Here is a 23,957-nt window from a genome sequence, read left to right on the forward strand (position 1 = left end):
AGCGCTCAATTTAAAGGCGAATTAGATAACCCTAATATCAGGGTTAACTATTGTGTTGCTCAGACGCCTCTGTCATTGGCTCGACACAGGACAGAGATACCCACCACGCCTAGCTGCCCGCAGGAAGGCCGCACTGGTTCCTTCCGGTCAAAGCAGACTATGTCCAGCGCTCCGGCCTGTGTGGAGCGCTGGACGGCCCATCAGGCCTCACTGCATGTGCTGCCCGCCGTTGATGGCGATGTTCGCGCCGGTCACGAACGCCGCCTCATCCGAGCATAGATACGCAATCAATGCCCCCCCCTTCTTCCGGCTTCCCAAGACGGCCGACAGGAATTTGCGGGATGATTTTGGTATCGAGAATCTCCTGTGGCACGGCGGTTACCATCTTGGTGCCAATGAAGCCAGGCGAAACGGTGTTGACCGTCACACCACTCTTCGCAACTTCGAGTGCCAATGACTTCGTAAAGCCATGCATTCCGGCTTTGGCTGCAGCGTAGTTGGTTTGGCCGAAGCCGCCTTTGGAGCCGATGATTGAGGATATGCTGATGATGCGGCCCCAGCCTCGCCTCACCATCTCCTCGCACACCGGCTTCGTCATATTGAACACCGAGTCGAGATTGGTTCGCATGACCGCATCCCAATTGACTTTGTCCAACTTCTTGAAGCTGAGGAGCTACGCGCAAAGCGTATGAGGCTGCCCGGTCTGGATGCCCCTGCGCTCACCTGTGTAGAGGCCAGGGAGATCGGAACCCCTGCAGGCGTCAAGCCAGTGGTTTGGCGGTTGTTGACGAACCGAAAAGCGCAGGACGCCGATGCTGTCATCGAACTCGTCGACTGGTACGGAGCCCGATGGGAAGTGGAGATGTTTTTCCATGTCCTGAAGACCGGCTGCAAGGTCGAAGCGCTACAGCTCTCGCACATGGATCGTGTGGAGCGGGCCTTGGCGCTGTACATGGTGGTGGCGTGGCGCATTGCCCGCTTGATGCGGTTGGGCAGAACCTGTAGTGGTCAAGTTATTTCGGACAGGCAGATAGGTTGTTTCACTGTCGATTTCGCCTCGTAGGCAGCGGGCGACAGATACCCCAGGGTTGAGTGCAAACGCACCGGGTTATAAAAGCCAACGATGTAATGGGTAATGTCGCGCCGGGCCTCGTCGTGGTTGGCGTATTGACGCTGCCACACGCGCTCCATCTTCAGGTTCAGGAAGAACCGCTCCATCACCGCGTTATCCCAGCAATTGCCTTTTCGACTCATGCTGCAAATCTGATGGCGTGCCAGCAAAGCCTGATACTCTGCGCTCGCGTACTGACTGCCTCTGTCCGAGTGCAGCACCAGTCCCGGCGCTGGCCGACGCTGCTGCAGCGCCATGATCAGTGCCGACATGACCAGATCGGCCGGCATGGTCGGCGCCATCGACCAGCCCACGACCTTGCGCGAGTACAAGTCCAGCACGACAGCCAGATACAGCCAGCCCTGGGCCGTGCGGACATAGGTGATATCCGAAACCCAGGCCCGATTCGGTTCGGCCACGTTAAATTGCCGATTCAGCACGTTCTCTGCCACTGGCAGAGCGTGCTTGCTGTCGGTCGTCGACACGAACTTACGCTTCCAGCTCGCACGCAAGCCCGCTTCGCGCATCAGCGTACGAATCCGGTAGCGGCCAAGGCGCAGCCCTTGTGCCCGCACCGCATGCATGACACGCCGGCTGCCGTAGCTCGCGCCGCTGGCGGTGAACGCCGCTTTGACGTGGGTCTGTTCCTGCAGACCCTTCGTGCTCGGCTTCGCGCGGCGGTGCGCATAGTAGCCGGAGCGGCTCACCTGTAATACCCGGCAGGCGTCACTGACCGATACGGCCTCCCGTTGCAAGTGGGCTACCACGCGGTAGCTCACTTCAGTTCCCGTGCAAAGAAGGCCGACGCTTTTTTTAGCAAGGCATTGTCCTCGCGCAGTTGCCGATTCTCCGCCTCCAATTGCCGGATGCGCTGCTGTTCCGCCGTCAGCGGCTTGCCCACGCCAGGTCCGCCGGCGCACTCCGCGTCGTACTGCGCCATCCAGCGCCGAACGGCCGACTCACCAAGCTCCATCGACCGACAAACCTCGCCGACCGATAATCCTTGGTCTCGTACCATCCGTACCACTTCCAGCTTGAAGCTGGCGTCAAATTGTCGGCGCCTTCTTGTCATCTATCTCTTTTCCTCGTCGATTCAGGATTGTCCTCCTATCGACCTGTCCGAGGAAATTAGACCATCACAACCTGCCCGGATCTGAATGCGTCCCTATTCTTCGACGCCGACGAGATTCGGGGGGCATACGTGCTCGCCAAGAAGGCCCGCCCGAAGACAGCAGTCACACTCAATCAGATGATTCGGTTGGTTGCTTCCCTGGGTGGGTTCCTCGGGCGCAAGAGCGATGGCGAGCCCGGCGCTAAGACGATCTGGATCGGCACGCAGCGAACCATGGACGGCGTTTGTCAACGTACTTGTCGCGTCACCTCACGCAACCTGCTTTAGTTCTGCTGGCTCAATCCGTTCCGGATTGAGCCAGACTTTGTCGGCCAAGCTCCAGTTCCGTGTCGACCCTGACCAACGCTCTGGCGTTCTGGCCTTCGCCTCTGCATAGACCGCTTCTCGTTGAGCCAGCACCGCTGCGGATATACCGCTATGGCGCTGCGCCGGTGTCACGAATTTCAGCCCACTATGCTTGTGCTCGTGGTTGTACCAACGCACGAATCGCTGCGTCCATGCGCGTGCCTCGTCCACGCTGCCGAATGCCTGGCGCGGGTAGTCCGGCCGATATTTGCAGGTCCGGAACAGCGACTCGGCGTAGGGGTTGTCATTGCTCACGCGCGGCCGGCTGAACGAAGCGACCACCCCCAGGTTTTCCAGGGTGGCCAGCATCGTCGCGCCCTTCATTGGACCGCCGTTATCCGAGTGCAGAACCAGAGGACGTCCAGCCAGACCTTCGGCCAAACTGGATCGCCGCATGAGCAACGCCGCCAACTCCGCCGATTCCGCCCGATGCACTTCGTGACCGACGATCTTGCGGCTGAACACGTCCAGCATCATGTACCAGTAGTAATACTGTCCCTTGATTTCCGCTGGCATCCAGGTGATGTCCCAGCTCCACACCTGATTGGGTCCGGTGGCGCAATGGCTGGTCACCACCCGGGCCGAGGGCTTGCGCGCACGACCACGGTGATGCTGCTGCGACGCACTACGCAAGACACGATAAAAACTCGACTCCGAGGCCACGTACTGGCCGCGGTCCGCCAGCGTCGGGACGATTTGGCTGGGCGGCAAACTGGCAAACTCCACGCTGTTGGCTACCTCAAGAATTAGCTGGCGTTCCGGCTCGCTGAGCTTGTTGGCTGGCGCTGGCCGCTCAGTGGTGGTGCGAGCATCTGCGACCACCTCATCGCCCTCCTGAACCCAGCGCTGGAAGGTGCGCAAGCTCAGACCCAACTCGTCGCAAGCGTGGGCCAGTCGGCAGCCTGAGCGTTCTGCCTCTCGAATCAACGATATACACAACCGGCGATCTGGGACGCTGATCAGTCGTCCTCTTTTTCTCCCCAAATCGCCTGGGCTTTTTTTCTCAGGATGAGCAACGCGGCCGCTTCCGCCAGCGCCTTCTCCTTTCGCTGTAATTCCTTCTCAAGCTGCTGGATGCGCTTCTTGTCACCTTTCGACTGAAGCCGTTGCTCTCGCGCCTGCTCACCTGCGTTGGCATTGGCCGATCGACAGGCCTCTCGCCAGGCAGCGATCTGCTCGGCGTAAAGACCCTTGCGGCGGCAATACTCGGCCAATTCCGCTTCATTGAGCGGCGCGGTTTCCAGCACCACCGCAAACTTGTCTGCCGAGGACCAGGCCTCGGGGTTCTTTCCATCTCCCGGCACCGGGACTCCTTGCGCTTTCATCTGTCGACGCCAAGCATACAGCGTTTGCTCAGTGATCCCCGTCTCCCTTGCCAGCGCCGACACCAACGCGTTCTCAGGAGGCATCATGCGGCGCAACAGCGCTTCCTTTCTCTCTGCTGAATAGGCTCTCATTCACTCTGACTCTACCGCCCCCAGACTGGGTCAATCGAAATCAGTAACACGACAACTATGCTGACACCGGGGGTGGACGCCGCGCTCACCATTCAAGCACTGCGGGAAGAGTCATGACTTCTGTATAAGGAAATGGGTTCGTGGACCCATTACTATCAGAAGTTTGGGATGGAAGTGTCTGATTGCGAACCAGGGTTCCAATCCCGGCGACATCAGTAAAGATCCTCGCCTGGAGGTTGTTCACATAGAGGGGGAAAACTTACTGGCTACCATGCGTCATAGTTGGCCCGCGATATTATGCATGCGACGCGGAAGGCCGAAGCTAATGGTACGCATTACCGATGGACGCGAGGGTCCGCGATAAGGCCCCGTTATCGTGACTTATTGACCCAGAGATAGCGAAACGGCAACGGCAGTAGCCGGCCAGTTGCTGCCGGTGATGTTTGCGCTGCCAGCGGCAGCAATACACGGGAAGGAGCCGGTCGCCGCCATTTGTCAAAGTGGCTAGGCGGTTTACTTTGTTGGCGCAGCAGGTGCTGGTACCGCGGACGAGTGATGATCCACAATCAGCCATCGTCCGTTGCGATAGCGATAGACAAAACTGAATCGCGCAGGGCGACTCACCGGCTTACCAGCCGCGTCAACGGCCGGTCCAACGAAGGTATATGTGCCGGTGTTGATGGCCATGTCATCATGCACACGGATACGTTGCTCACCAAGGACTCCCTTGTAATAGGGAGGCGCCGTACGCAGGAAATTGAAATACTCGCGAACGCTCTCAGGATTGTCACGAATCGTGGCAGACGTGGTGCCCCACAGCACGGCCTCGGGGTCGTACAGTGCGAGAACTTGTTCCTGATTGTGGCTGCTCATTGCGTCGATCCAGGCGCGCGTCGCCGCGGCAACCTGCTCTTTTGCGACATTGTCATCAGTTGTGGTCGTTGCACAAGCCGACAGTACTGTGCTGAGGACAAAAACAATGCTTAACGATGCTGAGCGAGCGGACATGCTGGGTCCTTTTTTTTACGTTACCAATCGATCCGTATCGTGCCGTAAGCTCGCACTACCAGCTTCGGTTTGCACGGAACGCATTGCGTACGGGTGTACACGTCGAAGTTACCCGCCCTTTTGCAACGCGTCAATTAAACCAAGCAGACGAAATAACGCTATCGCGCGAGGGACTTCCTCGTTTTAACGTCCGCCGGGTGGTAGGGCACGATAACGAGTTCGCACTTGGAAAGCGAAGCATTTTGGCAACGTTCACATATGCGGACAGGAATCCCGCGCATGGTGGCCCGGTCCCTGCAGGTCGAGGGACACCCCCGCCCTCAGCGCGCCGTGCCCGGCTTGCAATCCTCCACCATGCCCGCTACGCGACCCGGGCTCATCAGCGGATGCCACTCCCCGGAACTGCGGATCTCGACGTCCGTGCCCTGCTGGGCCTGGCGCAGGCTGATCAGGTAGAAATGGCGAACCTCGACGCTTTCGGCGCGGCCGACACGCACGTCCACCTTGCCTGGTTCGGGATAGGCGACGATGCTGGCATCTTCCTTTAGTCTCCCCTTCAGGCAGAGCACCAGGTCGCTGACGCTGGCGTCCGAACGGATGTGCTTTGGCTCCTGTGCCTGGATGTAGTCCGCGCTGGCGCCGCCGGCGCAGGCCGCGAGCAATAGCGCCGCAATGAGGGCGATCAGCAATACGCCTGTTCTGTCCATGCTTTCTCCTGTTGTGGATGCGTCTAAGCTTGCTATAAACGAACGCGTTATGACTCCCCGTACCTCACGCGATACCCACGGAAGCCGTCCGTCACGACCCGTAGCTGTGCGCCCCAGCCGTGGCGGCGCGGGCAGCAGCACGGCTGCCGTCGGCTGTGACATCGCATCAATCGAGGTCTCATCAGGGCGACATTGTGATTTGCAGGATCAAGGCTCATCACCCGGGCATTCAGATACCAGCCCAATATGCGTGAACTGTAGTAATCGCTGGTCTTCCGCAATTTGTGTGACGACGGCGAACTCGCGTGGAGGACCTTGTCGTCGTCTCCCCCGCCCCACTACCACCATTCTTCTGCTTGTTGACAAACCTGGGCGAGCCCACCAGCCTCGTCCTGGCCGTACGCGCTCACCCGCCTGCGATGGCAACCGGACTCGCTTGTCCAGCGAGACAAGGCAGGCCGGTGTTCAGTTTGGCTTCAATACCCGCATCCGCAGGAGTTCGATGGTCGCCCGGCCATACATCTGCCGCTTGAGGAACTTGAGCCGGTTGACGTGACCCTCGGTTTGGCCATTGCTCCATGGCAGCTTGAAGGCCGCCCGCACAGCCGGTAAGTCGGCGCGCAGGCTTTGCGCGAACCTACGCATTTCCACAGCGTCGCAGCGCGACAGACGCTTCAACCATCGATCGAACTGCCGCAGACTTCGCCGGTGCATGAGCCCGAGAAACTCCCGCGCAAGGCTGCGGACCTCGTCCACCACGGGTTCGATCTTGCACAGCGCCTGCACGAAGCGCTCGTGGTCCGCGCTCCCGGGCTCCTCGACGGCAAGCTTCCTCCATCCGACCAGCCATCCGAACACGCGCCGGGCCGACGGGCACGGCATCGTGCGCACGGGTACCTCGACAAGCGGTGCCTTGCCCTGTGGAAAGAGAAGTCGGACCACGCAACTCTGCACGGAGGCGCGACTCCCCGTATAGCCCCGCTGCTTGAGTTCCTGCCAGATCAGTTCAGGAAAGCGACAGCCCTGGGCGATTCGTTCCTCGATAAAGCTGCGATGGGGATCCAAAGGCGTCGGACCCCGCGCCTTGGGTGCACGCTCGGGGAAAGCCCCTGCGGTGACGAACTTGTGCACGGTTCGATTGTTGATTGAGAGCTCGCGCGCGATTCCTTTCATCTTGCCGCCCTGGGCGCGTAGCGCCATCACCCGCTCGTACAGCGCCAGCCGCGTGGCGCGTCGCTGATCGCTCAGACGCTGCCATGACCGGCGTGAGTTGCGGCTCAGCACCCCCTGCCGGCCCAGGGTCACGCCACCGACCTCGACTTGCTGCGCGGCTTGGCGCAGTTGCGGCCCGAGTCGGTACAGCAGCCTCTCGACGTTGTCGCGCAGGTTGCACAGCAGATGCCAGCGATCGGAGACTTGCTTGGCTGCCGGCAGCGCGATGTCGACCGCCTCGGAGTAGGCCCCGGCCCGATCCCTGGCGACGATCTCGATCGATGGGTGCGCACGCATCCACGCGGTCACCGCAGTTGCTTCCCTGCCGGCGAACACTTCGATCGGCTCACGTCGCTCCAGGTCGACGATGATCGTTCCGTACTGGTGACCGCGCGCAATCGCCCAGTCATCGATGCCGACGACCCGCGGTCGTGGTTTGCGCTTGCGCCCAGGAGCTCTTCGCAACTCCCGCAGCACGGTGTCGGCACTGGTGCGCAAGCCCAAGACGTTAGCAAGCCGGGCCGCCGCCTCACCACCGAGGGCGTGGCCCAGCGCGTGCAACGCCCGAGCCTGCGATTGCGTACGACGTTGGTGCCGACCGGCCAAGGCGTGGATGTTCTCGGCAAACGTACGACGGGGACAGCCGGCGTTCGCACACTTGAAGCGACGCACTTCAACGGCGAGAACGACCGGCTGCTCGAGCATCGGACGTTCTTCCAGCCTGCGCACATAGCGGCCGTGGAGTCGATTACTCCAACGATGGCAGGCAGGACAAGGTGCCGCGCGAAGCGTACTGCAGGCTTCGACAGTGATGGTCTCCCCTCGCGCGTCGCTGGAGACGACGCGCTTACCCACACGAGCGAGAATACGATCGATCCCACCGAGAACTTGGCTCATGGTAACGATCAACGTAGGGCCAAATCTGCCCGAAATCAAGTCCCCAACGCGGCCGTCACACAAAGTGCAGGAGACCCCAATTTTGGCCATGCCTCGATCGCGACCACCAGCGGCTACCTGCACAGCGAAGAGGATGCACGGCACGAGGCCACGCAGGAGCGCCACCGCATTGGGTGGACCATCCAAGGCGTAAAGCGCGTCAGCACACTAGGCGAAGGGCATTTCCGCACCGATCGGGGACCGCATCCGAGAATGATGCCCATCCTGATCGCGGCCCTGCTCTTCCAGCCAGGCATGCTGTTCCCTGGCCGCATCCTCACCGATTCTGGCCGCATGGGCCCCAGCAACGTAATAGCCTCGCCGGCAGCCAGTTGCAACGAAATCTCGAACAGGACTTGTGAGCGGCCATAGCCGGCCTGCGATTGCTCTGCCATGACAACTACGCTACGGCAAGCCGACCATTCCAGCCCCTCCGGGGGGAAGGGCACGGCCTGACGCAGTGCTGTGCAGCCGGACCGCCGCGAGCACCCGGCGGCATTGACCTACTCAGCCGTGACATTGGCCACCTTGAGCGCCTCAGCGTAGCGCGCCGCCTCGTTGCTGATTGCCTTTGCGTACTCGCCGCTCGATCCCCCTACCGGCTCGATGCCCGCAACGTGGAATTGCGATATCACCTCCGGCATCTTGACCGCCTCGGCGACGGCGTCGGCCATCTTCTTCACCACGGCGTCGGGCGTTCCGGTCGCAGCCAGCACGCCCACTGTCACCGCATAGTCGTATCCGGGCACGACCTCAGAGATTGCCGGAATCTGCGGCGCAAGACTCGATCGGTGCAGCGAATTCGTACCGAGGATTTTGACCTGCCCCGATTTGACGAATCCCGAAAGTGAAGGCAGAGCGGCAAATACGACCTGCACCTGATCTCCGATCAAGGCGGGAACGGATTGGCCGGAGCCTCGGAATGGGATGTGTTTTATATCCAGTTTGAGCGCCGCTTTCAGCGCCTCCATCGAGAGCTGGTGGCTGCTGCCGATGCCGGAGGAACCGTAGTTCAGCATGCCCGGCTTGGATTTCGCCAGGGCAAGGAAGGAAGCGAGCGAGTCGGCTGGGACACGTGCGTTGACGGCCAGAAATAGCGGAGACCGTGCGGCGAGCGATACGGGAACGAAATCGCGCTTGGGTTCATACGCCAGGTTCTTGTAGATCGCCGGGTTGATGGACATCATTGACCCATCGGTCACCAGGAATGTGTAGCCGTCGGCAGGACTGGACTTCAGCGCCTGCGCGGCCACTACGCCATTGGCGCCGGGACGATTATCCACGACCACTGGCTTGCCCAGGCGCTGCGTCAGTTGCTGCGACAGGACGCGCGCCACGGTGTCTGGCAACCCACCCGGCGCATAGGGAACGATAAACCGGATCGGCTTGGCGGGCCACGGTTCCGTACTGGCCGAGGAAACAGCGGGAACAAGTGCCGCGGCCATGAGGCCTAGGCAGAGCTTGCGTCGTGCAAGACAGGTGTGGGGGCGATTCATGTTTTGTCTCCTGATTAAGGCCGATGGTCAGGTGGCGACGCTTGCCGATGCCGTTCTGACGACGACATTAGCGGCTGGGCGATGCGGTGCCTTCGATGGGGGACCTTGTGTTACTGGCAAAGCGTTTGATCAACTGGGGTAGCGCCGATCGGGCCAGAAGCGGCAACGTTCTGGTTGATAAGCACGACGTCGCTTTCGTCTCGCGCCGAAGTCAGCATGGCCAGGCAAACTTCAAGCGTGGACCTCGCCCAAGGACCGTCATGGAGGGGCCTGCGCCCATGAACAACGACATCGACCAGCTCGTCGATCACTTCGAACCGAGGCACCGCAGGCACCCGCAGCGGTATATGTTCGCGCTGCGTATTGCCATAGATCCAGACTCCGTCTGGCATGGGCCGGATATCCGCGTGCTCGCAACTGACGATGACCGGCCCGAAGTGTTGGTTCGCGACTGGGCGTTCATTGCCGACGGGCGACTGCCACGACGATCCGCCGTACGTGCCAGCCGCCTTCAACCGCGCTTCCTCTTCAGCCGAGCCCATCGCCGCGAGCCTGCGCCGCGCTTTTCCATAGTCCGCGTCGCGCGCAGGGAACCCCATTTCCGTGAAGCCGCCGTTCCAGTCGTCCGAGTCGAATCGCCCATAGCCACTATAAGAGAGTGATGCATAAGCACCCCCCTCGAACCAAAGCATGGCGCAATAGGCACCTTCGGTTGGCCTGGCCAGATCCCATCTCCCTAACGTTGCCCTCACGCGTGTTGCTGGCGAACCCGCCAACAAGCGGACGATATCGATCTGGTGCGCCGCCTGGCTGAACACGGCGCCGCCGCCGGCTTCAGTCTGGAGTTCTTCGGGGCGCCGAGGACGATAAAGAAAGTCTGTGTAGTTCAGCGCGTGAATCATGCGTACCGCGCCAAAACGGCCAGACTGGATGAGTTGTCGTGCCTGCAAGTAAGGCGAGTCGAAGCTGTGGCAATGACCCACAATCATCTGGACGCCGCCGCGCACGCAGGCCTCGATCATCTGGTCGCACTCTGCCATGGAGAGTGCCATCGGCTTCTCCACAAGCAGGTGTTTGCCGTTCTCCGCGGCCAGGGACGCATGAGCCGCATGGAACTGATGCGGGCTGGCGATGTAGATCGCGTCAATGTCGGGGGACGACGCCATGGCCGCCAAGTCGTCGTAGACGGGTGCGTTGAAATCCCGCGCAAACTGCTGGCGCGCCACCTCACGCGGATCGCAAGCGGCGGCAATGCGCACCCGATCATCGGCGAGGAATGTCGGTAGCATCAGTGAGAACGCGCGGCCGAGTCCCACGACGCCCAGGCGTACCTTTCTGTTGGGAATTGTCCTCATAGGTCGATCACCAGTTCCGTGCTCTTTGCCCGCGAGACACAGATCATTACCTGGTGCGCCAAGTCTTCCGGCAGGAGAACCATGTCGCGGTGGTCTGCCTCGCCCGATACCAGCGTGGTGCGACACGTTCCGCAAGTGCCGCTCTCGCAGGACGAGGGCACATTGCAGCCATGCTGGCGAAGCACGTTCAGGATGCTCACGCCGACCGGTACCTGGAAGCGCTTTCCGGTGCCCTTGAGCACCACGTCGAAGGGCTTGTCGTCGGCGCGCACCTCGCCGCCTTCGTTGAAGCTTTCAAAGTGCATCTTGGTGGCGGGCCAGTGACCCGACATGTCTCGCACCGCCTCCATCAAGCCACGCGGACCGCAGCAGTAGACGTGGGTGTCGCCCGGCCGTTCCAGCACGGGCCACAGGTCAAAGGCCTTGGCGGGGTCGCCGAAGTCGTGGTGGATCTTGACCTTGCCCTTGAATTCCGGCGCCTGGAGTTCCTTCAGGAAGGCGGTAGTCTCTGGCGAACGCGTAAAGTAGTAGAGCTTCCACTTCGCGTTCGACAACTCGCCGAAGCTGCGGATCATCGAGAGAATCGGGGTGATGCCGATTCCGCCGGCGATGAAGACGTAGGCCTTGGCATTGTCCACAAGTGCAAATGCGTTGTCGGGCACACCCACCGGAATCAGATCGCCTTCCTTGGCGTCGTCGCACAGGCTCATCGATCCGCCCTGCCCTTGGGCGTCGCGCTTCACGGCAATCACGTATCGATGCCGCTCGGAGGCATCGTTGCACAGGGAATACTTGCGCAGCAGGCCGTTTGGCACCTGCACCTTGATGTGCGAACCGGGCGTGAAGGGCGGCAATTCCGACCCGTCTGGCTGCTCGAATTCGAGACTGCGGATGCCCTGCGCGGCATCATGGATGCGCGCGATGCGAAGCAGCATCGGCGTATCGGCGTGGGGCTGTAGATTGGCCATGATTCTCATCCAGTTTCAGACATCGATGCGCATCGAGAGGTCGATGGCGCGCACGTCCTTGGTCAGCTTGCCGCTGGAGATCCGGTCCACGCCGGTCGCGGCGATTGCGCGCAGCGAATCCAGGTCGACCCCGCCCGACACCTCCAGTAACGCGCGCGCCCTGCATTCAGGGTGAAAGCGCGCTTCATGTCGTCAAGGCTGAAGTCGTCCAGCAGGATATTGGTGGCGCCGGCGGCCAGGGCCTCGTCCAGTTCGCTCAGGTCTTCCACTTCGATCTGGACCGGCACGTCAGCGTCAAGGCGCTGCGCACGCTCAAGCGCCTGACACACCCCGCCCGCCGCGGCGATATGGTTTTCCTTGATCAGGATGCCGTCCCACAGCGCCATGCGGTGGTTGGTGGCGCCGCCAATGCGAACGGCGTACTTCTGCGCCTGGCGCAGGCCGGGCAGGGTCTTGCGGGTATCGCGCATCGCGCAGCCTTTGGGGTTCGGCGACACATCGGCGATCTGCTCGACGTAGCTGCGGGTGACGGTGGCCACGCCGGAGAGCATCTGAAGGAAATTGAGTGCCGAGCGCTCGGCGGACAGCAGGGCTCGCGCGTCGCCGGTGATGCGGCAGACCTCGGTGCCAGCCGTCACGTCGGCGCCCTCGGCGGCGAGCCAATTGACCGATGCGTTCGGGTCGAGCCTGACCACACAGGACTCGAACCAGGGCTGGCCCGCGATCACCGCATCTTCCTTGGCGATGACACGCGCCTGCACGCGCTTGCCGGCTGGCACGAGCTGGGCGGTCCAGGCGACGCGGCCGATATCCTCGCGCAGTGCGTCATCGACATTGCGGCGCAGCGCCTGCTCCAGGGTTTCGTTGTACTCGAACATCTTGACTCCAGGGAGCCGCGCGGCACGGGTGTCCCGGCGCGCGCGGTGTTCTCAAATGCTGTAGGACTCGTAGGTGGACGGATGGAAGATCTCTTCCACCGCCACCAGCCGCTCGGACAGGCCCTGACCGTGGTGATGGCGCGCGAATGTTTCCAGCGTGCGCCGGTTGGGCTGGACGCCATACGACCAATAGTCCTCGCCCAGCGTTTCGCGGGCGGCCTTGAGCATTTCCTCGACGAACGGCATGGTCACCTTGGTCGCCGACGTATCGGAAAGCTGCTCCAGGGCGTACGCCTTCGACTGGTTGAAGGCCTTGTACACGGCACCCGGCAGCCAAGGATGGGTCTCGGCAAGGGTCTTACGGATCCCGACCACATGCATGATCGGGAAAACCCCGGTGCGACGGAAGTAATCCTTCGCCATGGTGGTGGGATCCTCGAAGAGCCACGCCACTTTCTCGTTGCGCAGGGCAGCGGCGCTCGGCGGCCGTGGCGCAATGAACCCGTCGATCTCGCCGCGGTCGAGTAGGTCGGAGATCGTGCGCCCCTCGGGGGCCGATTCCACGCGGACATCGGACGGCAACTGCAGCTTCACCTTCTCGGGGCGCCCTGGCGTATCGATGCCACCCCGCACCCACGTGACATCGGACGGTTGGATGCCAAAGTCATCCTGCAGGACCGCCCGCGCCCACACGATTGCAGTGAGCTGGTATTCAGGGATGCCGATGCGGCAGCCCTTCAGGTCTTCGGGGCGCCTGATACGGTCCTTGCGCACATAGATCGAGGTGTGACGGAAGGCTCGCGAAAGAAACACCGGAACGGCAATGTAGGGGCAGTCCCCGCGCGAGTGCTTGATCAGGTAGCTCGAGAATGATAGCTCGGTGATGTCGAAATCCTGGCTGCGCATGGCGCGGAAGAACATCTCTTCCGGGTTCAGCGTCATGTAGACAGGGGCGACGCCATCGATCTGGATGCGGCCGTCGAGCAGCGCACGGGTACGGTCATAGTCGCCCATGGCGACGGAGAGCTGGAGTTTTGTCATGGATGGGGGCTTTTGTCTCGGTTGTGCATTGGCGGCCAGCGTGGCGAACGCGATCTACGCCGTGACCGAATAGGACGGTTCGAACTCGAGCCGGTCTTGTCCATCCGGCCATACATAGGTCACGTCAAAAGTCCTCCAATCCTCCGTCTTTGGCACGACGGCCTGGAATGAGCAGATGTGGGCGGGAATTGCATGGCTGCCCGTGCCGATCGCTTCGCCGCCTTGCTGGAAGGCCCGGACGGCTTCCAGCATTTGCTTGCGGAATTCGACAATGGCCAGGTCGCTCGCGCCGAGACGGTCATGGCTGCGGTCCGCAATCGGGCCCATCGTCAGCCACATGGCCACATCCTGGTTGGGGAAGCCGGAAATCCCGGTGAAGTTGCCAGCCTTCATCGCTTGCCGATCCTGCCAGAAGCGGTTTTCGATGTTCCGCAGAGGCCGGTAGTACTCGTCAAGGTCCACCCCCACGGTCTGGCGCAGGAACTTGCGCCAGGTTTCGGTTTCCGGTGTCTGCGCCGGATGACCCCACGCAATGAAGTAGAACGCCGTATTGGTGTCATCCATCGGCACGTTGATATTGGCGACGTTGTAGAGGTTGTTCGGCGGGATCAGCGCGGTCGCGGGGGCCACGAAGACCGTGGAGCGAACGTAGTCGTGAGATTGCGCCTGATGGATCGGCCGGCGGATCGCCGCATAGCGGAAGCCATAGCCGCCGCGCTGCACCTGGAGGCGCGGCGCCTTGTCGGTGGAGGGGCGCAGCCAAAGGCTGCTGGTCGCCTTGGCGCCGTCGACGCGGGCCGGGACCATGTCCGAGCTATGCAGGCTGGAGCTGTGGGCCGAGTCGATCGCACCCTCGAGGACCTGTGCCCAGTTGCAGGGCAGCAGCACCTTGGCGATGCTCACGCGGACATCAGCAGACGGCGCCCAGCGCGGCGGGACGAATTCCGGTACGGCGTCGGAAGGACCCATGTATGCCCACACCATGCCGCCCCACTCGTTGGTCGGGTAGGCCTTGTGCTTGACTTTCTCGGCCATACCGCTCGAAGTGGGTTCCGACACCATTTCCAGCACATTGCCCTCGACGTCCATCTTCCAGCCGTGATACAGGCAACGCAGGCCGCCTTCCTCGTTGCGGCCGTACACCAGTGAGGCCCGGCGGTGAGGACAGTACTCATCCATGACCCCGACGCGGTCGTCGCTGTCGCGGAACACGACCAGGTCCTCGCCGAACACGCGCGCCTTTACTGGCGCGCCGTCGGGTTCCGGTACCTCTTCGATCAGGCAAACCGGGGTCCAATGCCTGCGCATTAGCCGTCCCATCGGCGCATCGCCTTCGATACGGCACAACAGATCGTTCTCTTCCTTCGTCAACATCGCTTGGCTCCTGGAGGACGCGTCACCGGTGTAGGCCGGTACTCGCCATGACTTATACTTAGGTGACTAAGCATAATGAGGGAAAGCGACGATGACAAGGGAGCCACCGTGCAACCGAGGGAAAATACTTAGCCGGCTAATATTGCTCGCGTATGGCCGTGCCTGATCAGAATGGGGACCGCCAGGATGAAGTCGCCGGACTGCCAGCGCCGTGCCGAGGAAAAAGCTATGGCCGGCCCCAAGTCAAGCAGTTGCCCCTCCCCCTCGGAACGTCTAATATATTCTTAGGAATATAACAATGTAGGTAGAGCATATGGCGGCGGACCACTCTTTTATCTGGCATGACGGGCTGTTGGTCGGGCATCCCGACATCGACGACGAACACCGGCAGGTCGTGGTTCTCATACGCGCGTTGCGGGAGACGCCTGCCGGGGGTCTGGCAGAAGTTATGGAAGCGCTACTGCGACTGGCCCAAGCGCATTTCGGCCACGAAGACCGCCTGATGGAGGAAAGAGATTTTCCACCCCGCAAATGCCATATTGGCGAGCATGCGGCTGTGCTGGCTTCGATGTCCGCCGTGAAGGCCAGGCTGGAACGCGGCGACATCGCAGTCGTCCGACGGCTTGCGGACGAACTCGAGCGCTGGTTTCCCGCCCATGTTCAGCATCTGGATTCGGCCCTGGCGCACTGGATCTGGAAGCAGGCTGCCGGTGCCAAGCCTCTTGTCTTCCGCAGGGGTGCTGTGACGGCCTCAGCTGTAGTGCCCGCCTAACACTCATGGCAGAATACATCTTTGGCTTTGCTGTCCGCCCTTATGTCGAAAACGTCCGAACTCAGAGAACAGGAGGTCGCGCAGCGCATCCTTCGCCGATGGCATGACGATGTACCCAACGATCGCATGGCGCATCTTGTCAAGGATGCAACCCGGGCCTTCCTGCGCGCCCTTCAGCACCGGCTTGCAAAGCATGACGTACAGCTTGGCCACTGGACGTTCCTGCGGATTCTCTGGGAGCGCGATGGAATTACCAAGCGCGAACTTAGCATCGAAGCCGGCGTGATGGAGCCGACCACGTTTACGGCTTTACAGACCATGGAGGCGCTCGGCTACGTGACACTGGAGCGCCGACCGACCAACCGCAAGAACATCTATGTGTTCCTGACACCATTGGGCAAGCGCTTGCGCAAGACGCTCGTCCCGCTGGCCGAGGAGGTAAATGCGGTCGCCGTGCAGCGACTGGCAGCCGAGGATGTCGCTACCACACGCACGGCGCTGCTGGTGATGATAGACAACCTGACCCGAGATCAGGAAGGCATCGAAGAGTCATAAGGAAGCCTGCGGCCCTCGTGTGTCCGAGGGGTCGGAACCGGCCGGCTGACGGGCCCGTATTACGCGAGGCGTGCATCAAGTCTTCTCACGCCTTCTGAGATTTCTCAAAATTGATGAAAAGTTATGATGAAAACCTGCCGCAGGCAGCGAGAGAAGACTGCCGGCAGTAACCGCTGCAACGCTGATTTCGAATAGCAGCACCGAGGCGCGCAGCGTCACCAGCACCCCTGCTGCGGCTTCTCTATCTGGGCGGGCTGCGGGCGTCGGCGGCAAGGGCAGCAAGATCCGGTTGGTGCCGGCCACCGACGAGCTGATCGCCGAACTGGCGCGCTACCGCCGCGCCCACGGGCTGGCGCCTACCCCGCAGCCTGGGGAAACGCCCCACTGGTGCTGCCGGTGATCGGCCGTGAGACGGGTCGGGATAAGGTCCTGTCACGCGGTGCGCTGCACCTGATCCTCAAGGAAGCGTTCGGCATGGCGGCCAGGCGCCTGCGGGCGCGCGGGCCCGAGTGGGAGGCGCAGGCTGCAGTGCTGGCCAGCGCCTCGGCGCACTGGCTGCGCCACACCGCCTGCTCGCACATGACCGACCAGCAGGTCGACCTGCGTTTTGTGCGCGACAACTTTGGCCATGCCTCGATTGCTACCACCAGCGCTTACCTGCACAGCGAAGAGGATGCGCGGCACGAGGCCACCCAGGAGCGACATCGTATGGGGTGGACCGGGAAGACGTAAGGCGCACCCGCGTGGCAAGCCCCGAAGGGGACGCGACTGCTAAAATCGCTCCACGCGATAAACCACTAGATACAATGGGCTTCGAACAACTGGCGGCACTCAAAGCACAACTGGCAGACCAGGCAAAGGCCGAAAAGGTTGCCAAGGCTCCGAAGCGGGCCAAGCCGCCTCGCGCCCGGGAAGCCACGCCGGCCGATCCGGCAAAGCCGGTCGATCCGGTGGCCCACGCGATCGCCAGGCTGCAACGGCGTCCCGCTAGCCTTTCCGAAGAACCCGGCACCCAAGGTGCCGCTCAAGATCGGCCTCTTCGAGGATCTCGTCCCATGCACGCAGGATCTCTCCCTGAGCGAGGCCGAATTGCGCGAGGCGATCCAGACCTGGTGCCGCGGCACCCGCTACTGGGCTTGCCTCATCAAAGGCGCATCGCGGGTGGATCTGGCCGGCCAGGAGGCCGGGCACGTCCGACCGAAGGATGCAAAACGTGCGCAGCAACTGCAAGCAAGGCGTGCGCCACAGGCGAGATCCAAACCGTCGAAGGAGTCGTAACCAAGCTGAATCGGGACAAGAGCTCTCAGCAAGGCGGAAAGCGCGTCAGTACGCCAAGCGAATGGCATTTCCGCACCGATCGAGGACCGCATCCGAGAATGACGCCCATCCTGATCGGCGTCTCTACCCTTCCATGCCGAGGGGAACCGATCAGTCAGGTCCACGAACTGCTGCCGTTGGCGCGCTAACCGGTAAACTGCGCATCATGGACGTCCTTGACGCCCTGCGCCTAGCCCCGAGTGCCGACCTGTACCGCCTGTATCTGACTATCGGGCGGATGATCAACGATCCCAAGCGTATCCTCGAGGTCCGCAGGCACCTGCATATTGGCATGACTGTCGGCTACGTCGCCGACGACCTCACTCAGCCGCTGCGCCGAGGGCGCATCCTCGAGTTGCGTCAGACGCAGGCTGTGGTCCAGGACATCGCCAGTGGCCGACACTGGAGCTTGCCCTACGCCACCGTGCTCGCCGAGCCCACTACCGCCGCGCAGCAACGGCCGCACGCTTCACCGCCACCGTCACCGCCGCGCAGCGTGCGGACTTCCTCGTCGGCGATACTGTCAGCTTCACCGACCAGCACTTGCGCGAACGCATCGGCACCATCGTGCGCCTCAACCAGAAGACCGCCTCCATTCAGTGCGACCCGAACGAAGGTCACTGGCGTGTCTCCTTCGCGCTACTGCGCAAGGTCGTCGATCTCTGAGTATGCTTCGCCCTTCGCACAATAAGAATGCCTAGACCCAAGTCCGATCCAGATCGTGAACGCCGAATCACGATGGAGATAGTCGTCGACGCTTACAGTTCAGAGGAGCGGTCGATGGCATGGTATTACTACCTCGAGGAGCAACTCACCGTCCCGTTTGAAGCTGAGGTTCGCAAGCGATCGCCAACCTCGCCGCTCACCCCCGGCGACCGGGTTCAGGTGATCGCAATGGCGCCGGAGGACGTCTGCGAGTCTGAAGCCTTCGTGTGGATACGATGGAACAAGCGCAAGCTTGCTGTGCCACTAGCGCAACTCGTGCCACTGGCGAGCGACGAGATGACGCAGCAGGCAATTGCTGATTGGCAGTACTGGCGGGACCGTGGCTATCAGTTCTGACATCAGAGCGTCAGCCGTGATGCCATAGCCTCCGACGCCCCCACAACGCCAATAACCTGCCGGAGCAGCATTCCGAGGTCAACATGGGTTCTGCTGACGGATACGTTATTCCCTGTGATCGACAAATGCACGGTCGCTTGGTACTGCAGGCCAAGCCAGTACAAATTGGTGCGAAGCTCTCATCGTCGATGATGTACTGACCACAGGTTCACACTACAAAGCGATGCAAACGGTTCTGCGGCAAGAATTCCCCCCGGCAAACATCCAAGGCCTCGTTGTCGCCCGCAGGATTTTTCCCCCGGGCGCACTGGATTTTGTCGACCTGGATGCTTTGTAGGGCGATGCTGTGGAGTAACGCATCAAGTCACAAGATTCAAGTAGATGACTCGGGTGTCCCCAACTGTCTGCTCACAAAGTCCGCGAACGTCTTTACTTTCGCTGAATGGCGGCGTTGCTGTGGGCTAACGAGATGAATTGGCATGGGCACCGCCTCCCAGTCAGGCAACAGACGCTGCAATTCTCCACTTGCGAGTTCCTCGTCGAACAGCCAGGTTGGTGAATAACCGATACCCATCCCCGCCAGCAAAGATGCTCGCATGACCTCGCTGCTGTTGGTCTGCAGATTGCCCTGAACACGCACCACGCGCCTGGTGCCGACTGGTTCCTCCGAACCCGGGCCGGCGGTAAAGCTCCATTCGTTGCGAGACACGGTTTCCGTATAAACGATGCAATTATGAGCCGAGAGATCCTCCGGCGCATGCGGCGGCTTGAGCCCCGCCGGCAACCTGCGCAGGTACTTGCGATGCGCTACAAGCATCCGATGGGTAGTCCCGACACGCCTCGCGACCAGACTGCTGTCAGATAGCTCTCCAATGCGCACGGCTACGTCGATGCCAAGTTCGACAAGGTCGATGAAACCGTCGTGCAGCCGAAGGTCGATTTTTACGTTGCGGTGTTCGGCCAAGAATGCCTGCACGATGGGCATAAGCTTGCGCCGACCAAAGCCCACCGACGCGGCCACTCGCAGCCATCCGGTCAGTTGCTGCTCCCCAGTGCGCAACGCGGCTTCCGCCTCTGCAATTTCCTCCACTAGCCGGCGTACATGCTCGAAGTAGCGCTCACCTTCATCGGTGAGTGCGAGCGATCGCGTCGTCCGCGTAAGCAACTTAGCGCCAAGGTCGGCCTCGAGTGCCGCCACCTGCTTGCTGATGGCACCTTGCGTAACGTCGGCCTCGTGGGCGACCGCCGAAAAGCTTCCCGCCTCCACTACGCGGACGAACGTACGCATCGCCTGGAGTTTGTCCATATTTATTCCCACTAGGAATTAGTTATATGAGCATACACCACCTAAATCTTCGACCGGGAATCAACCATAGTTGTCTCACGCAAACGCTGCAGCACGCAAACGGCGGCGCAAATTGAATGGAGACTCACATGAACAAGCCGGTAATCCTGATCACTGGTGCATTGACCGGCATCGGCCGTGCGACAGCGCTGGCGTTTGCTTGCGATGGCGGTCGCCTCGTTGTGAGTGGTCGCCGCGAGGAGGCAGGCCAAGAACTGGCGGCTGAGTTGCGCGCGCTCGGCGCCGAGGCTGAGTTCGTCCGTGCTGACGTGCGCTTTGAAGCCGAGGTTCGCAATCTCATAGAACGCACCGTCGAACGCTTCGGCCGCATCGACGTCGCTGTGAACAATGCAGGCACCGAAGGTGAAAGCTTGCCCCTGACAGACCAATCGGCCCTCAACTATGAGGAGACCTTCACCACCAATGTGCTCGGCACACTACTTTCCATCAAGCATGAAATGCGCGTGATGCTGGCTCTAGGTGGCGGCTCGATTATCAACCTGTCATCCGTTGCCGGCCAGGCTGGCATTGCAGGAGCGTCGGTCTACGTCGCCAGCAAGCACGCCGTGGAAGGCCTTACGAAGAGCGCTGCGCTCGAAGGTGCAAGCGCCGGCGTGCGCGTGAATGCAGTGGCCCCGGGGCCCGTCGCAACGGACATGCTGGATCGCTTTACCGGCAACAACGAAGGTGCCAAGTCCGGCTATTTGGACACCATCCCAGCGCGCCGGGCAGCCCAGCCCGACGAAATCGCTCAAACCATCGTTTTCCTGGGTAGTGACAAGGCGCGCTACCTCACCGGCCAATCGATCGCCGTCGATGGCGGCTATCTCGCCCAATAAACCAGTTTCCCCAACCCACTCTGAAAAGAGCTCAATCATGACCGCAATCAACGTACCGACCCGCGAAGAAGTCTCCCCGGCCAACCAAGCAATCTTCGACAAACTCAAGAGCACGCTCGGTATGGTGCCCAACCTGTATGCGACGCTTGCCCACTCAGAGTACGCACTTGGCAACTACCTGGCGTTCCAAAATGGCAGCAGCAGCGTTACGGGCAAGGCTCGCGAAGTCGTGAACCTGGTCGTCAGTCAGGTCAACGAATGCGAATACTGCCTTGCGGCACATACCGCCATCGGCAAAATGCATGGCTTCACGGACGAGCAAATCCTGGAGATTCGGGCCGGCGCAGCGACCTTTGATGCAAAGCTGGACGCGCTGGCGCGCCTGACGCGCAATATCGCTCAGAATCGTGGCCACGCCGACCAGGCGCTCGTCGACGCGTTCTTCGCAGCCGGCTGGAACAAGGCAAACCTTGTCGATGCGATTGTCATCATCGGCGACAAGACTGTGACCAACTATCTGCACGCGACCACGCAAGTGCCGGTGGATTTCCCCGCCGCTCCGAAGCTGCACGCCTGAGCTACGCCTAGCAACGAGGCACCACAAAGCATCAAGAGCGCCTGGCCTCTCCCTAAGGGGAGGGGCCAGCGTTGCCTCACACGCCAGGCAAGCCTCTGCATAAATGCAGCAAGTTGTTCTTATTGGAACGAGAGCGGCAACACTTTTCCACCCGTAACAATTTGCGATGCCTCCTGCGCAGGCGGCTGCTACCCGAGGAGCGCGAACAGCAGATCGTCGAAAAAGACACCGAGCACTTTACGCGCAACGGTTTCTGCGCGCGCCGATCTTCTATAGCGGCGTGCGCAAATGAGTCCGCGTGCTCAAGGTGCCGACCAACAGGGATGCCATGATTCGCCAGAAAGTCGACATGTTCCTGCAGAGCGCGCCGGCAGCTATATGGGCGTTGCGTGGGGGTTCTTGACGGACCGCGGACTCGCTGGCTTGCCGCCCCAATCGGCCAAGCAGGAACCCATTGCGTTCAGTAGCCGTGCCAGATACGTAAATGAGCGCCCACGGCTTCGGATGGAAGAAACTCCTGCTCCAGCCGACCCCGCTCCCGCTTCCGTAGATACTGATAAAACGCGCTCTCCGCGGACGTTGCTACGCCAGCCAGCGCAGGACCGCTACCTATACAAAGGTATCGCTCACGCACGACACTAGCGTCCCAGCTCGATCCTACGCAAAGTACTGGTGAAGCGCTTGCACTGCGGCGGCGCCCTCGCCAACTGCGGCGGCGCCCTCGCCAACTGCGGCGGCAACCCGCTTGACCGAGCCACTTCGTACATCGCCAACCGCAAACACACCGGGCAGGCTGGCCTCCATCGGAAAAACGGACCGCTCAAGCTTCCAGCGTTCCTGTGGCACTTGCGACCCGGTAAGGACAAACGCCTTTTCGTCTAGAGCAACACTGTTTTCCAGCCAACCTGTGCAAGGATCTGCCCCCAGGAACAGGAAGACGTGGGCTATATCGAAGCTGCGAAGAACCCCATGGGCACCGCTACACTGCACTGCCTCCAAACGCCCTTGACCTAGGAGAGCGCTGATCTCCGTTTCGACATGGAGCGTAATGTTCGGGGAGGCAATGATACGCTGAATTAGATAGTGCGACATGCTCGCCGCCAGCCCTCGCGACCGAACAAGCATATGCACATGCCGAGCGTGCTCGGACAGGAACACTGCCGCTTGTCCAGCAGAGTTCCCGCCTCCGACGACGATGACTTCCTCGCCTCCGCAGTAGGTCGCCTCTGTGAACGATGCGTTGTAGTAGACGCCTCTTCCCTCGTAGTCTGCGAGGTTAGCCAGGTCTGGCTTCCTGTATCGTGCGCCGGTAGCAATAATCACGGCGCGCGCCTGGACGCACTCTCCGTTGTCCATCTCCAGGACAAACTCCCTGCCCTCCGTCCGCAGCGCAGCAACCGACACGGGCACCGCCACCTCCACCCCGAATTTTCTCGACTGCGCCAGTCCCCTTCCTGCGAGCGCCCTACCCGATATCCCCGTCGGGAACCCAAAATAATTCTCGATCTTCGAACTTGTTCCAGCTTGCCCTCCAGGAGCGGTTGCATCGAAGACAACCGAACGAAGACCTTCGGACGCTCCATAGACCGCGGCCGCCAGGCCAGCGGGCCCTGCGCCGACGACAGCCAGGTCGAAGCGCCGGCCTTGCAATGGTTCTGGACTTAACCCGACGGCGTCCGCAAGCGCCCGGATTGTAGGTCGGCGCAGTACTTCGGACTTAGGCGTAATGACGGCCGGCAAATCATCCGGGACGATTCGGAATCGCTCCATGAGTGCCCGGGCTTCGGCTTGCTGGTCCAGATCCAGATACAGCGCCGGATAGCTGTTCCGGGACAGGAATTCCCTGAGCCGTAGCGCTCCTGCGGTCTGCTTCGACGCGATGACGACAACGCCGCCCGACGCCTCGTCCTCGATGAAAGATACGCGGCGAAGAATGAAGGCCCGCATGATGACTTCACTTAGATCCGCCTCCGAGATCACCAGCGTGCGCATCCCCTCCGGATCGATGACGAGCAACTCCGCTTCGGTTTCCACGCGAACAGTCGCAACAGCGGCACGCCCCACAAGCGAGCCGATGTCTCCCGTGAACATTCCTGGGCCGCGTCTTCCTAGGCTATGGGAATCTATGGCGTTGCCGCGCTCGACTTCTAGCGAGCCGTTCAGCACGACATATGTGGGTATGTTCCTGTCCCCTTGACGGAAAAGGACATGTCCCCCGGCAAACCTCTGCACGATCCCGTAACGGAGAATTCGACTGATCTGCCCTCCCGTGAGAACCGGGAATCTCTGGGCCCACCTATCATCCTCGGTTGGCCGGTCCACCTTGCCTGATGCATCCATGACATCACTCCGTGCCGAAAGCCCATCCGGACCGAAGCTCATAGAGGCTCTGCCGAATGGGCAAATCAGAATCCACTGTAGCAACGCCAGGATGGCTCAGCATAGTGAGCACAGCGCATTTTTGTATCCT

General features: G+C 61.3%; 20 protein-coding genes and 6 pseudogenes. 10 read left to right on the forward strand and 16 right to left on the reverse strand.

Features of this window, described 5'->3' with window-relative positions; translation table 11 throughout:
• Positions 1–207: 207 nt before the first annotated feature.
• Positions 208–667 (reverse strand): annotated as a pseudogene (locus K307_RS05715) (SDR family oxidoreductase); the annotation flags it as partial.
• Here K307_RS05715 and K307_RS05720 point away from each other — a divergent pair.
• Positions 668–1,003: pseudogene (locus tag K307_RS05720) on the forward strand (transposase); the annotation flags it as partial.
• Positions 1,004–1,008: 5 nt separating this feature from the next.
• Here the strand turns inward: K307_RS05720 and K307_RS05725 are convergent.
• A protein-coding gene (locus K307_RS05725; RefSeq protein WP_230625517.1) for an IS3 family transposase occupies positions 1,009–2,183 on the reverse strand; the annotation gives its coding sequence in 2 pieces (ribosomal slippage) (positions 1,009–1,916 and positions 1,916–2,183; 1,176 coding nt in all).
• A 69-nt stretch (positions 2,184–2,252) separates the two neighbouring features.
• Between K307_RS05725 and K307_RS45690 the strand changes: the two are divergent.
• A pseudogene (locus tag K307_RS45690) lies at positions 2,253–2,510 on the forward strand (IS4 family transposase); the annotation flags it as partial.
• Here K307_RS45690 and K307_RS05735 read toward each other — a convergent pair.
• From K307_RS05735 to K307_RS05750, 4 genes are all read right to left on the reverse strand, one after another.
• A protein-coding gene (locus K307_RS05735) for an IS3 family transposase (RefSeq protein ID WP_230625430.1) occupies positions 2,493–4,045 on the reverse strand; the annotation gives its coding sequence in 2 pieces (ribosomal slippage) (positions 2,493–3,583 and positions 3,583–4,045; 1,554 coding nt in all). The pseudogene K307_RS45690 and the gene K307_RS05735 sit on opposite strands and share 18 nt — an antisense overlap.
• A gap of 513 nt (positions 4,046–4,558) precedes the next feature.
• Positions 4,559–5,053: an SgcJ/EcaC family oxidoreductase gene (locus K307_RS45695; RefSeq protein WP_080744908.1), complete on the reverse strand. Its 495-nt coding sequence runs from the start codon at positions 5,051–5,053 to the stop codon at positions 4,559–4,561.
• A 320-nt stretch (positions 5,054–5,373) separates the two neighbouring features.
• A complete protein-coding gene (locus K307_RS05745) occupies positions 5,374–5,760 on the reverse strand; it encodes a hypothetical protein (protein WP_042876891.1) in 387 nt (128 codons plus the stop codon).
• Between the two features lie 465 nt (positions 5,761–6,225).
• A complete protein-coding gene (locus K307_RS05750; RefSeq protein ID WP_080744909.1) occupies positions 6,226–7,869 on the reverse strand; it encodes an ISL3 family transposase in 1,644 nt (547 codons plus the stop codon).
• Between the two features lie 78 nt (positions 7,870–7,947).
• Here K307_RS05750 and K307_RS50950 point away from each other — a divergent pair.
• Positions 7,948–8,049: pseudogene (locus K307_RS50950) on the forward strand (recombinase XerD); the annotation flags it as partial.
• A gap of 362 nt (positions 8,050–8,411) precedes the next feature.
• Here K307_RS50950 and K307_RS05760 read toward each other — a convergent pair.
• From K307_RS05760 to K307_RS05785, 6 genes and pseudogenes are all read right to left on the reverse strand, one after another.
• Positions 8,412–9,404, reverse strand: a complete 993-nt coding sequence (locus tag K307_RS05760) for a Bug family tripartite tricarboxylate transporter substrate binding protein (RefSeq protein WP_042876896.1) — start codon at positions 9,402–9,404, stop codon at positions 8,412–8,414.
• A 110-nt stretch (positions 9,405–9,514) separates the two neighbouring features.
• Positions 9,515–10,759: a Gfo/Idh/MocA family protein gene (locus K307_RS05765; protein WP_042876898.1), complete on the reverse strand. Its 1,245-nt coding sequence runs from the start codon at positions 10,757–10,759 to the stop codon at positions 9,515–9,517.
• Positions 10,756–11,727 carry a PDR/VanB family oxidoreductase gene (locus K307_RS05770; protein ID WP_042876900.1) on the reverse strand — a complete coding sequence of 324 codons (972 nt, stop codon included), beginning with the start codon at positions 11,725–11,727 and terminating at the stop codon, positions 10,756–10,758. Before K307_RS05770 ends, K307_RS05765 begins: the two co-directional genes overlap by 4 nt.
• A gap of 15 nt (positions 11,728–11,742) precedes the next feature.
• A pseudogene (nadC, locus tag K307_RS05775) lies at positions 11,743–12,605 on the reverse strand (carboxylating nicotinate-nucleotide diphosphorylase).
• 51 nt (positions 12,606–12,656) lie between these two features.
• Positions 12,657–13,646: a 4,5-dihydroxyphthalate decarboxylase gene (locus K307_RS05780; protein WP_042876902.1), complete on the reverse strand. Its 990-nt coding sequence runs from the start codon at positions 13,644–13,646 to the stop codon at positions 12,657–12,659.
• 54 nt (positions 13,647–13,700) lie between these two features.
• Entirely contained in the window at positions 13,701–15,020 is a 1,320-nt protein-coding gene (locus K307_RS05785) for a Rieske 2Fe-2S domain-containing protein (protein ID WP_042876904.1), read from the reverse strand.
• 313 nt (positions 15,021–15,333) lie between these two features.
• Here K307_RS05785 and K307_RS05790 point away from each other — a divergent pair, with 313 nt between their 5' ends.
• Entirely contained in the window at positions 15,334–15,792 is a 459-nt protein-coding gene (locus K307_RS05790) for a bacteriohemerythrin (RefSeq protein ID WP_042876906.1), read from the forward strand.
• A 42-nt stretch (positions 15,793–15,834) separates the two neighbouring features.
• Positions 15,835–16,347 (forward strand): MarR family winged helix-turn-helix transcriptional regulator, encoded by a 513-nt coding sequence (locus K307_RS05795; protein WP_042876909.1) that lies wholly within the window; start codon positions 15,835–15,837, stop codon positions 16,345–16,347.
• A gap of 75 nt (positions 16,348–16,422) precedes the next feature.
• On the opposite strand, the gene K307_RS47585 is transcribed toward K307_RS05795, so the two are convergent.
• Positions 16,423–16,650: a hypothetical protein gene (locus K307_RS47585; protein WP_155301092.1), complete on the reverse strand. Its 228-nt coding sequence runs from the start codon at positions 16,648–16,650 to the stop codon at positions 16,423–16,425.
• Between K307_RS47585 and K307_RS05800 the strand changes: the two are divergent.
• Positions 16,610–17,079: pseudogene (locus tag K307_RS05800) on the forward strand (tyrosine-type recombinase/integrase); the annotation flags it as partial. The gene K307_RS47585 and the pseudogene K307_RS05800 overlap by 41 nt on opposite strands.
• A 285-nt stretch (positions 17,080–17,364) precedes the next feature.
• Positions 17,365–17,625 carry a ProQ/FinO family protein gene (locus tag K307_RS50585; protein ID WP_329955796.1) on the forward strand — a complete coding sequence of 87 codons (261 nt, stop codon included), beginning with the start codon at positions 17,365–17,367 and terminating at the stop codon, positions 17,623–17,625.
• Between the two features lie 453 nt (positions 17,626–18,078).
• On the opposite strand, the gene K307_RS47590 is transcribed toward K307_RS50585, so the two are convergent.
• Complete coding sequence (locus K307_RS47590; protein WP_042876913.1) at positions 18,079–18,285, reverse strand: hypothetical protein; 207 nt, start codon at positions 18,283–18,285, stop codon at positions 18,079–18,081.
• A 117-nt stretch (positions 18,286–18,402) separates the two neighbouring features.
• Here K307_RS47590 and K307_RS05820 point away from each other — a divergent pair, with 117 nt between their 5' ends.
• Complete coding sequence (locus K307_RS05820; RefSeq protein WP_329955797.1) at positions 18,403–18,726, forward strand: calcium-binding protein; 324 nt, start codon at positions 18,403–18,405, stop codon at positions 18,724–18,726.
• 373 nt (positions 18,727–19,099) lie between these two features.
• On the opposite strand, the gene K307_RS05825 is transcribed toward K307_RS05820, so the two are convergent.
• The gene (locus K307_RS05825) at positions 19,100–20,032 is read right to left on the reverse strand and encodes a LysR family transcriptional regulator (RefSeq protein ID WP_042876917.1); all 933 of its coding nucleotides are present in this window, start codon (positions 20,030–20,032) and stop codon (positions 19,100–19,102) included.
• Between the two features lie 128 nt (positions 20,033–20,160).
• Between K307_RS05825 and K307_RS05830 the strand changes: the two genes are divergently transcribed.
• Positions 20,161–20,910: an SDR family NAD(P)-dependent oxidoreductase gene (locus K307_RS05830; RefSeq protein WP_042876918.1), complete on the forward strand. Its 750-nt coding sequence runs from the start codon at positions 20,161–20,163 to the stop codon at positions 20,908–20,910.
• A gap of 37 nt (positions 20,911–20,947) precedes the next feature.
• The gene (locus tag K307_RS05835; RefSeq protein ID WP_042876920.1) at positions 20,948–21,487 is read left to right on the forward strand and encodes a carboxymuconolactone decarboxylase family protein; all 540 of its coding nucleotides are present in this window, start codon (positions 20,948–20,950) and stop codon (positions 21,485–21,487) included.
• A gap of 657 nt (positions 21,488–22,144) precedes the next feature.
• Here K307_RS05835 and K307_RS05840 read toward each other — a convergent pair.
• Positions 22,145–23,827, reverse strand: coding sequence for an FAD-dependent oxidoreductase (locus K307_RS05840; protein WP_051974687.1), 1,683 nt, complete (start codon positions 23,825–23,827; stop codon positions 22,145–22,147).
• Positions 23,828–23,957 lie beyond the last annotated feature (130 nt).

Source organism: Cupriavidus necator A5-1 (genome assembly GCF_000744095.1).
GTDB lineage: Bacteria > Pseudomonadota > Gammaproteobacteria > Burkholderiales > Burkholderiaceae > Cupriavidus > Cupriavidus necator_A.

Coding starts and splice junctions, on each gene's coding strand:
- K307_RS45695 (WP_080744908.1), bottom strand. CDS start 5,053: ATGTCCGCTCGCTCAGCATCGTTAAGCATTGTTTTTGTCCTCAGCACA.
- K307_RS05745 (WP_042876891.1), bottom strand. CDS start 5,760: ATGGACAGAACAGGCGTATTGCTGATCGCCCTCATTGCGGCGCTATTG.
- K307_RS05750 (WP_080744909.1), bottom strand. CDS start 7,869: ATGAGCCAAGTTCTCGGTGGGATCGATCGTATTCTCGCTCGTGTGGGT.
- K307_RS05760 (WP_042876896.1), bottom strand. CDS start 9,404: ATGAATCGCCCCCACACCTGTCTTGCACGACGCAAGCTCTGCCTAGGC.
- K307_RS05765 (WP_042876898.1), bottom strand. CDS start 10,759: ATGAGGACAATTCCCAACAGAAAGGTACGCCTGGGCGTCGTGGGACTC.
- K307_RS05770 (WP_042876900.1), bottom strand. CDS start 11,727: ATGGCCAATCTACAGCCCCACGCCGATACGCCGATGCTGCTTCGCATC.
- K307_RS05780 (WP_042876902.1), bottom strand. CDS start 13,646: ATGACAAAACTCCAGCTCTCCGTCGCCATGGGCGACTATGACCGTACC.
- K307_RS05785 (WP_042876904.1), bottom strand. CDS start 15,020: ATGTTGACGAAGGAAGAGAACGATCTGTTGTGCCGTATCGAAGGCGAT.
- K307_RS05790 (WP_042876906.1), top strand. CDS start 15,334: ATGGCGGCGGACCACTCTTTTATCTGGCATGACGGGCTGTTGGTCGGG.
- K307_RS05795 (WP_042876909.1), top strand. CDS start 15,835: ATGTCGAAAACGTCCGAACTCAGAGAACAGGAGGTCGCGCAGCGCATC.
- K307_RS05820 (WP_329955797.1), top strand. CDS start 18,403: ATGGAGATAGTCGTCGACGCTTACAGTTCAGAGGAGCGGTCGATGGCA.
- K307_RS05825 (WP_042876917.1), bottom strand. CDS start 20,032: ATGGACAAACTCCAGGCGATGCGTACGTTCGTCCGCGTAGTGGAGGCG.
- K307_RS05830 (WP_042876918.1), top strand. CDS start 20,161: ATGAACAAGCCGGTAATCCTGATCACTGGTGCATTGACCGGCATCGGC.
- K307_RS05835 (WP_042876920.1), top strand. CDS start 20,948: ATGACCGCAATCAACGTACCGACCCGCGAAGAAGTCTCCCCGGCCAAC.
- K307_RS05840 (WP_051974687.1), bottom strand. CDS start 23,827: ATGGATGCATCAGGCAAGGTGGACCGGCCAACCGAGGATGATAGGTGG.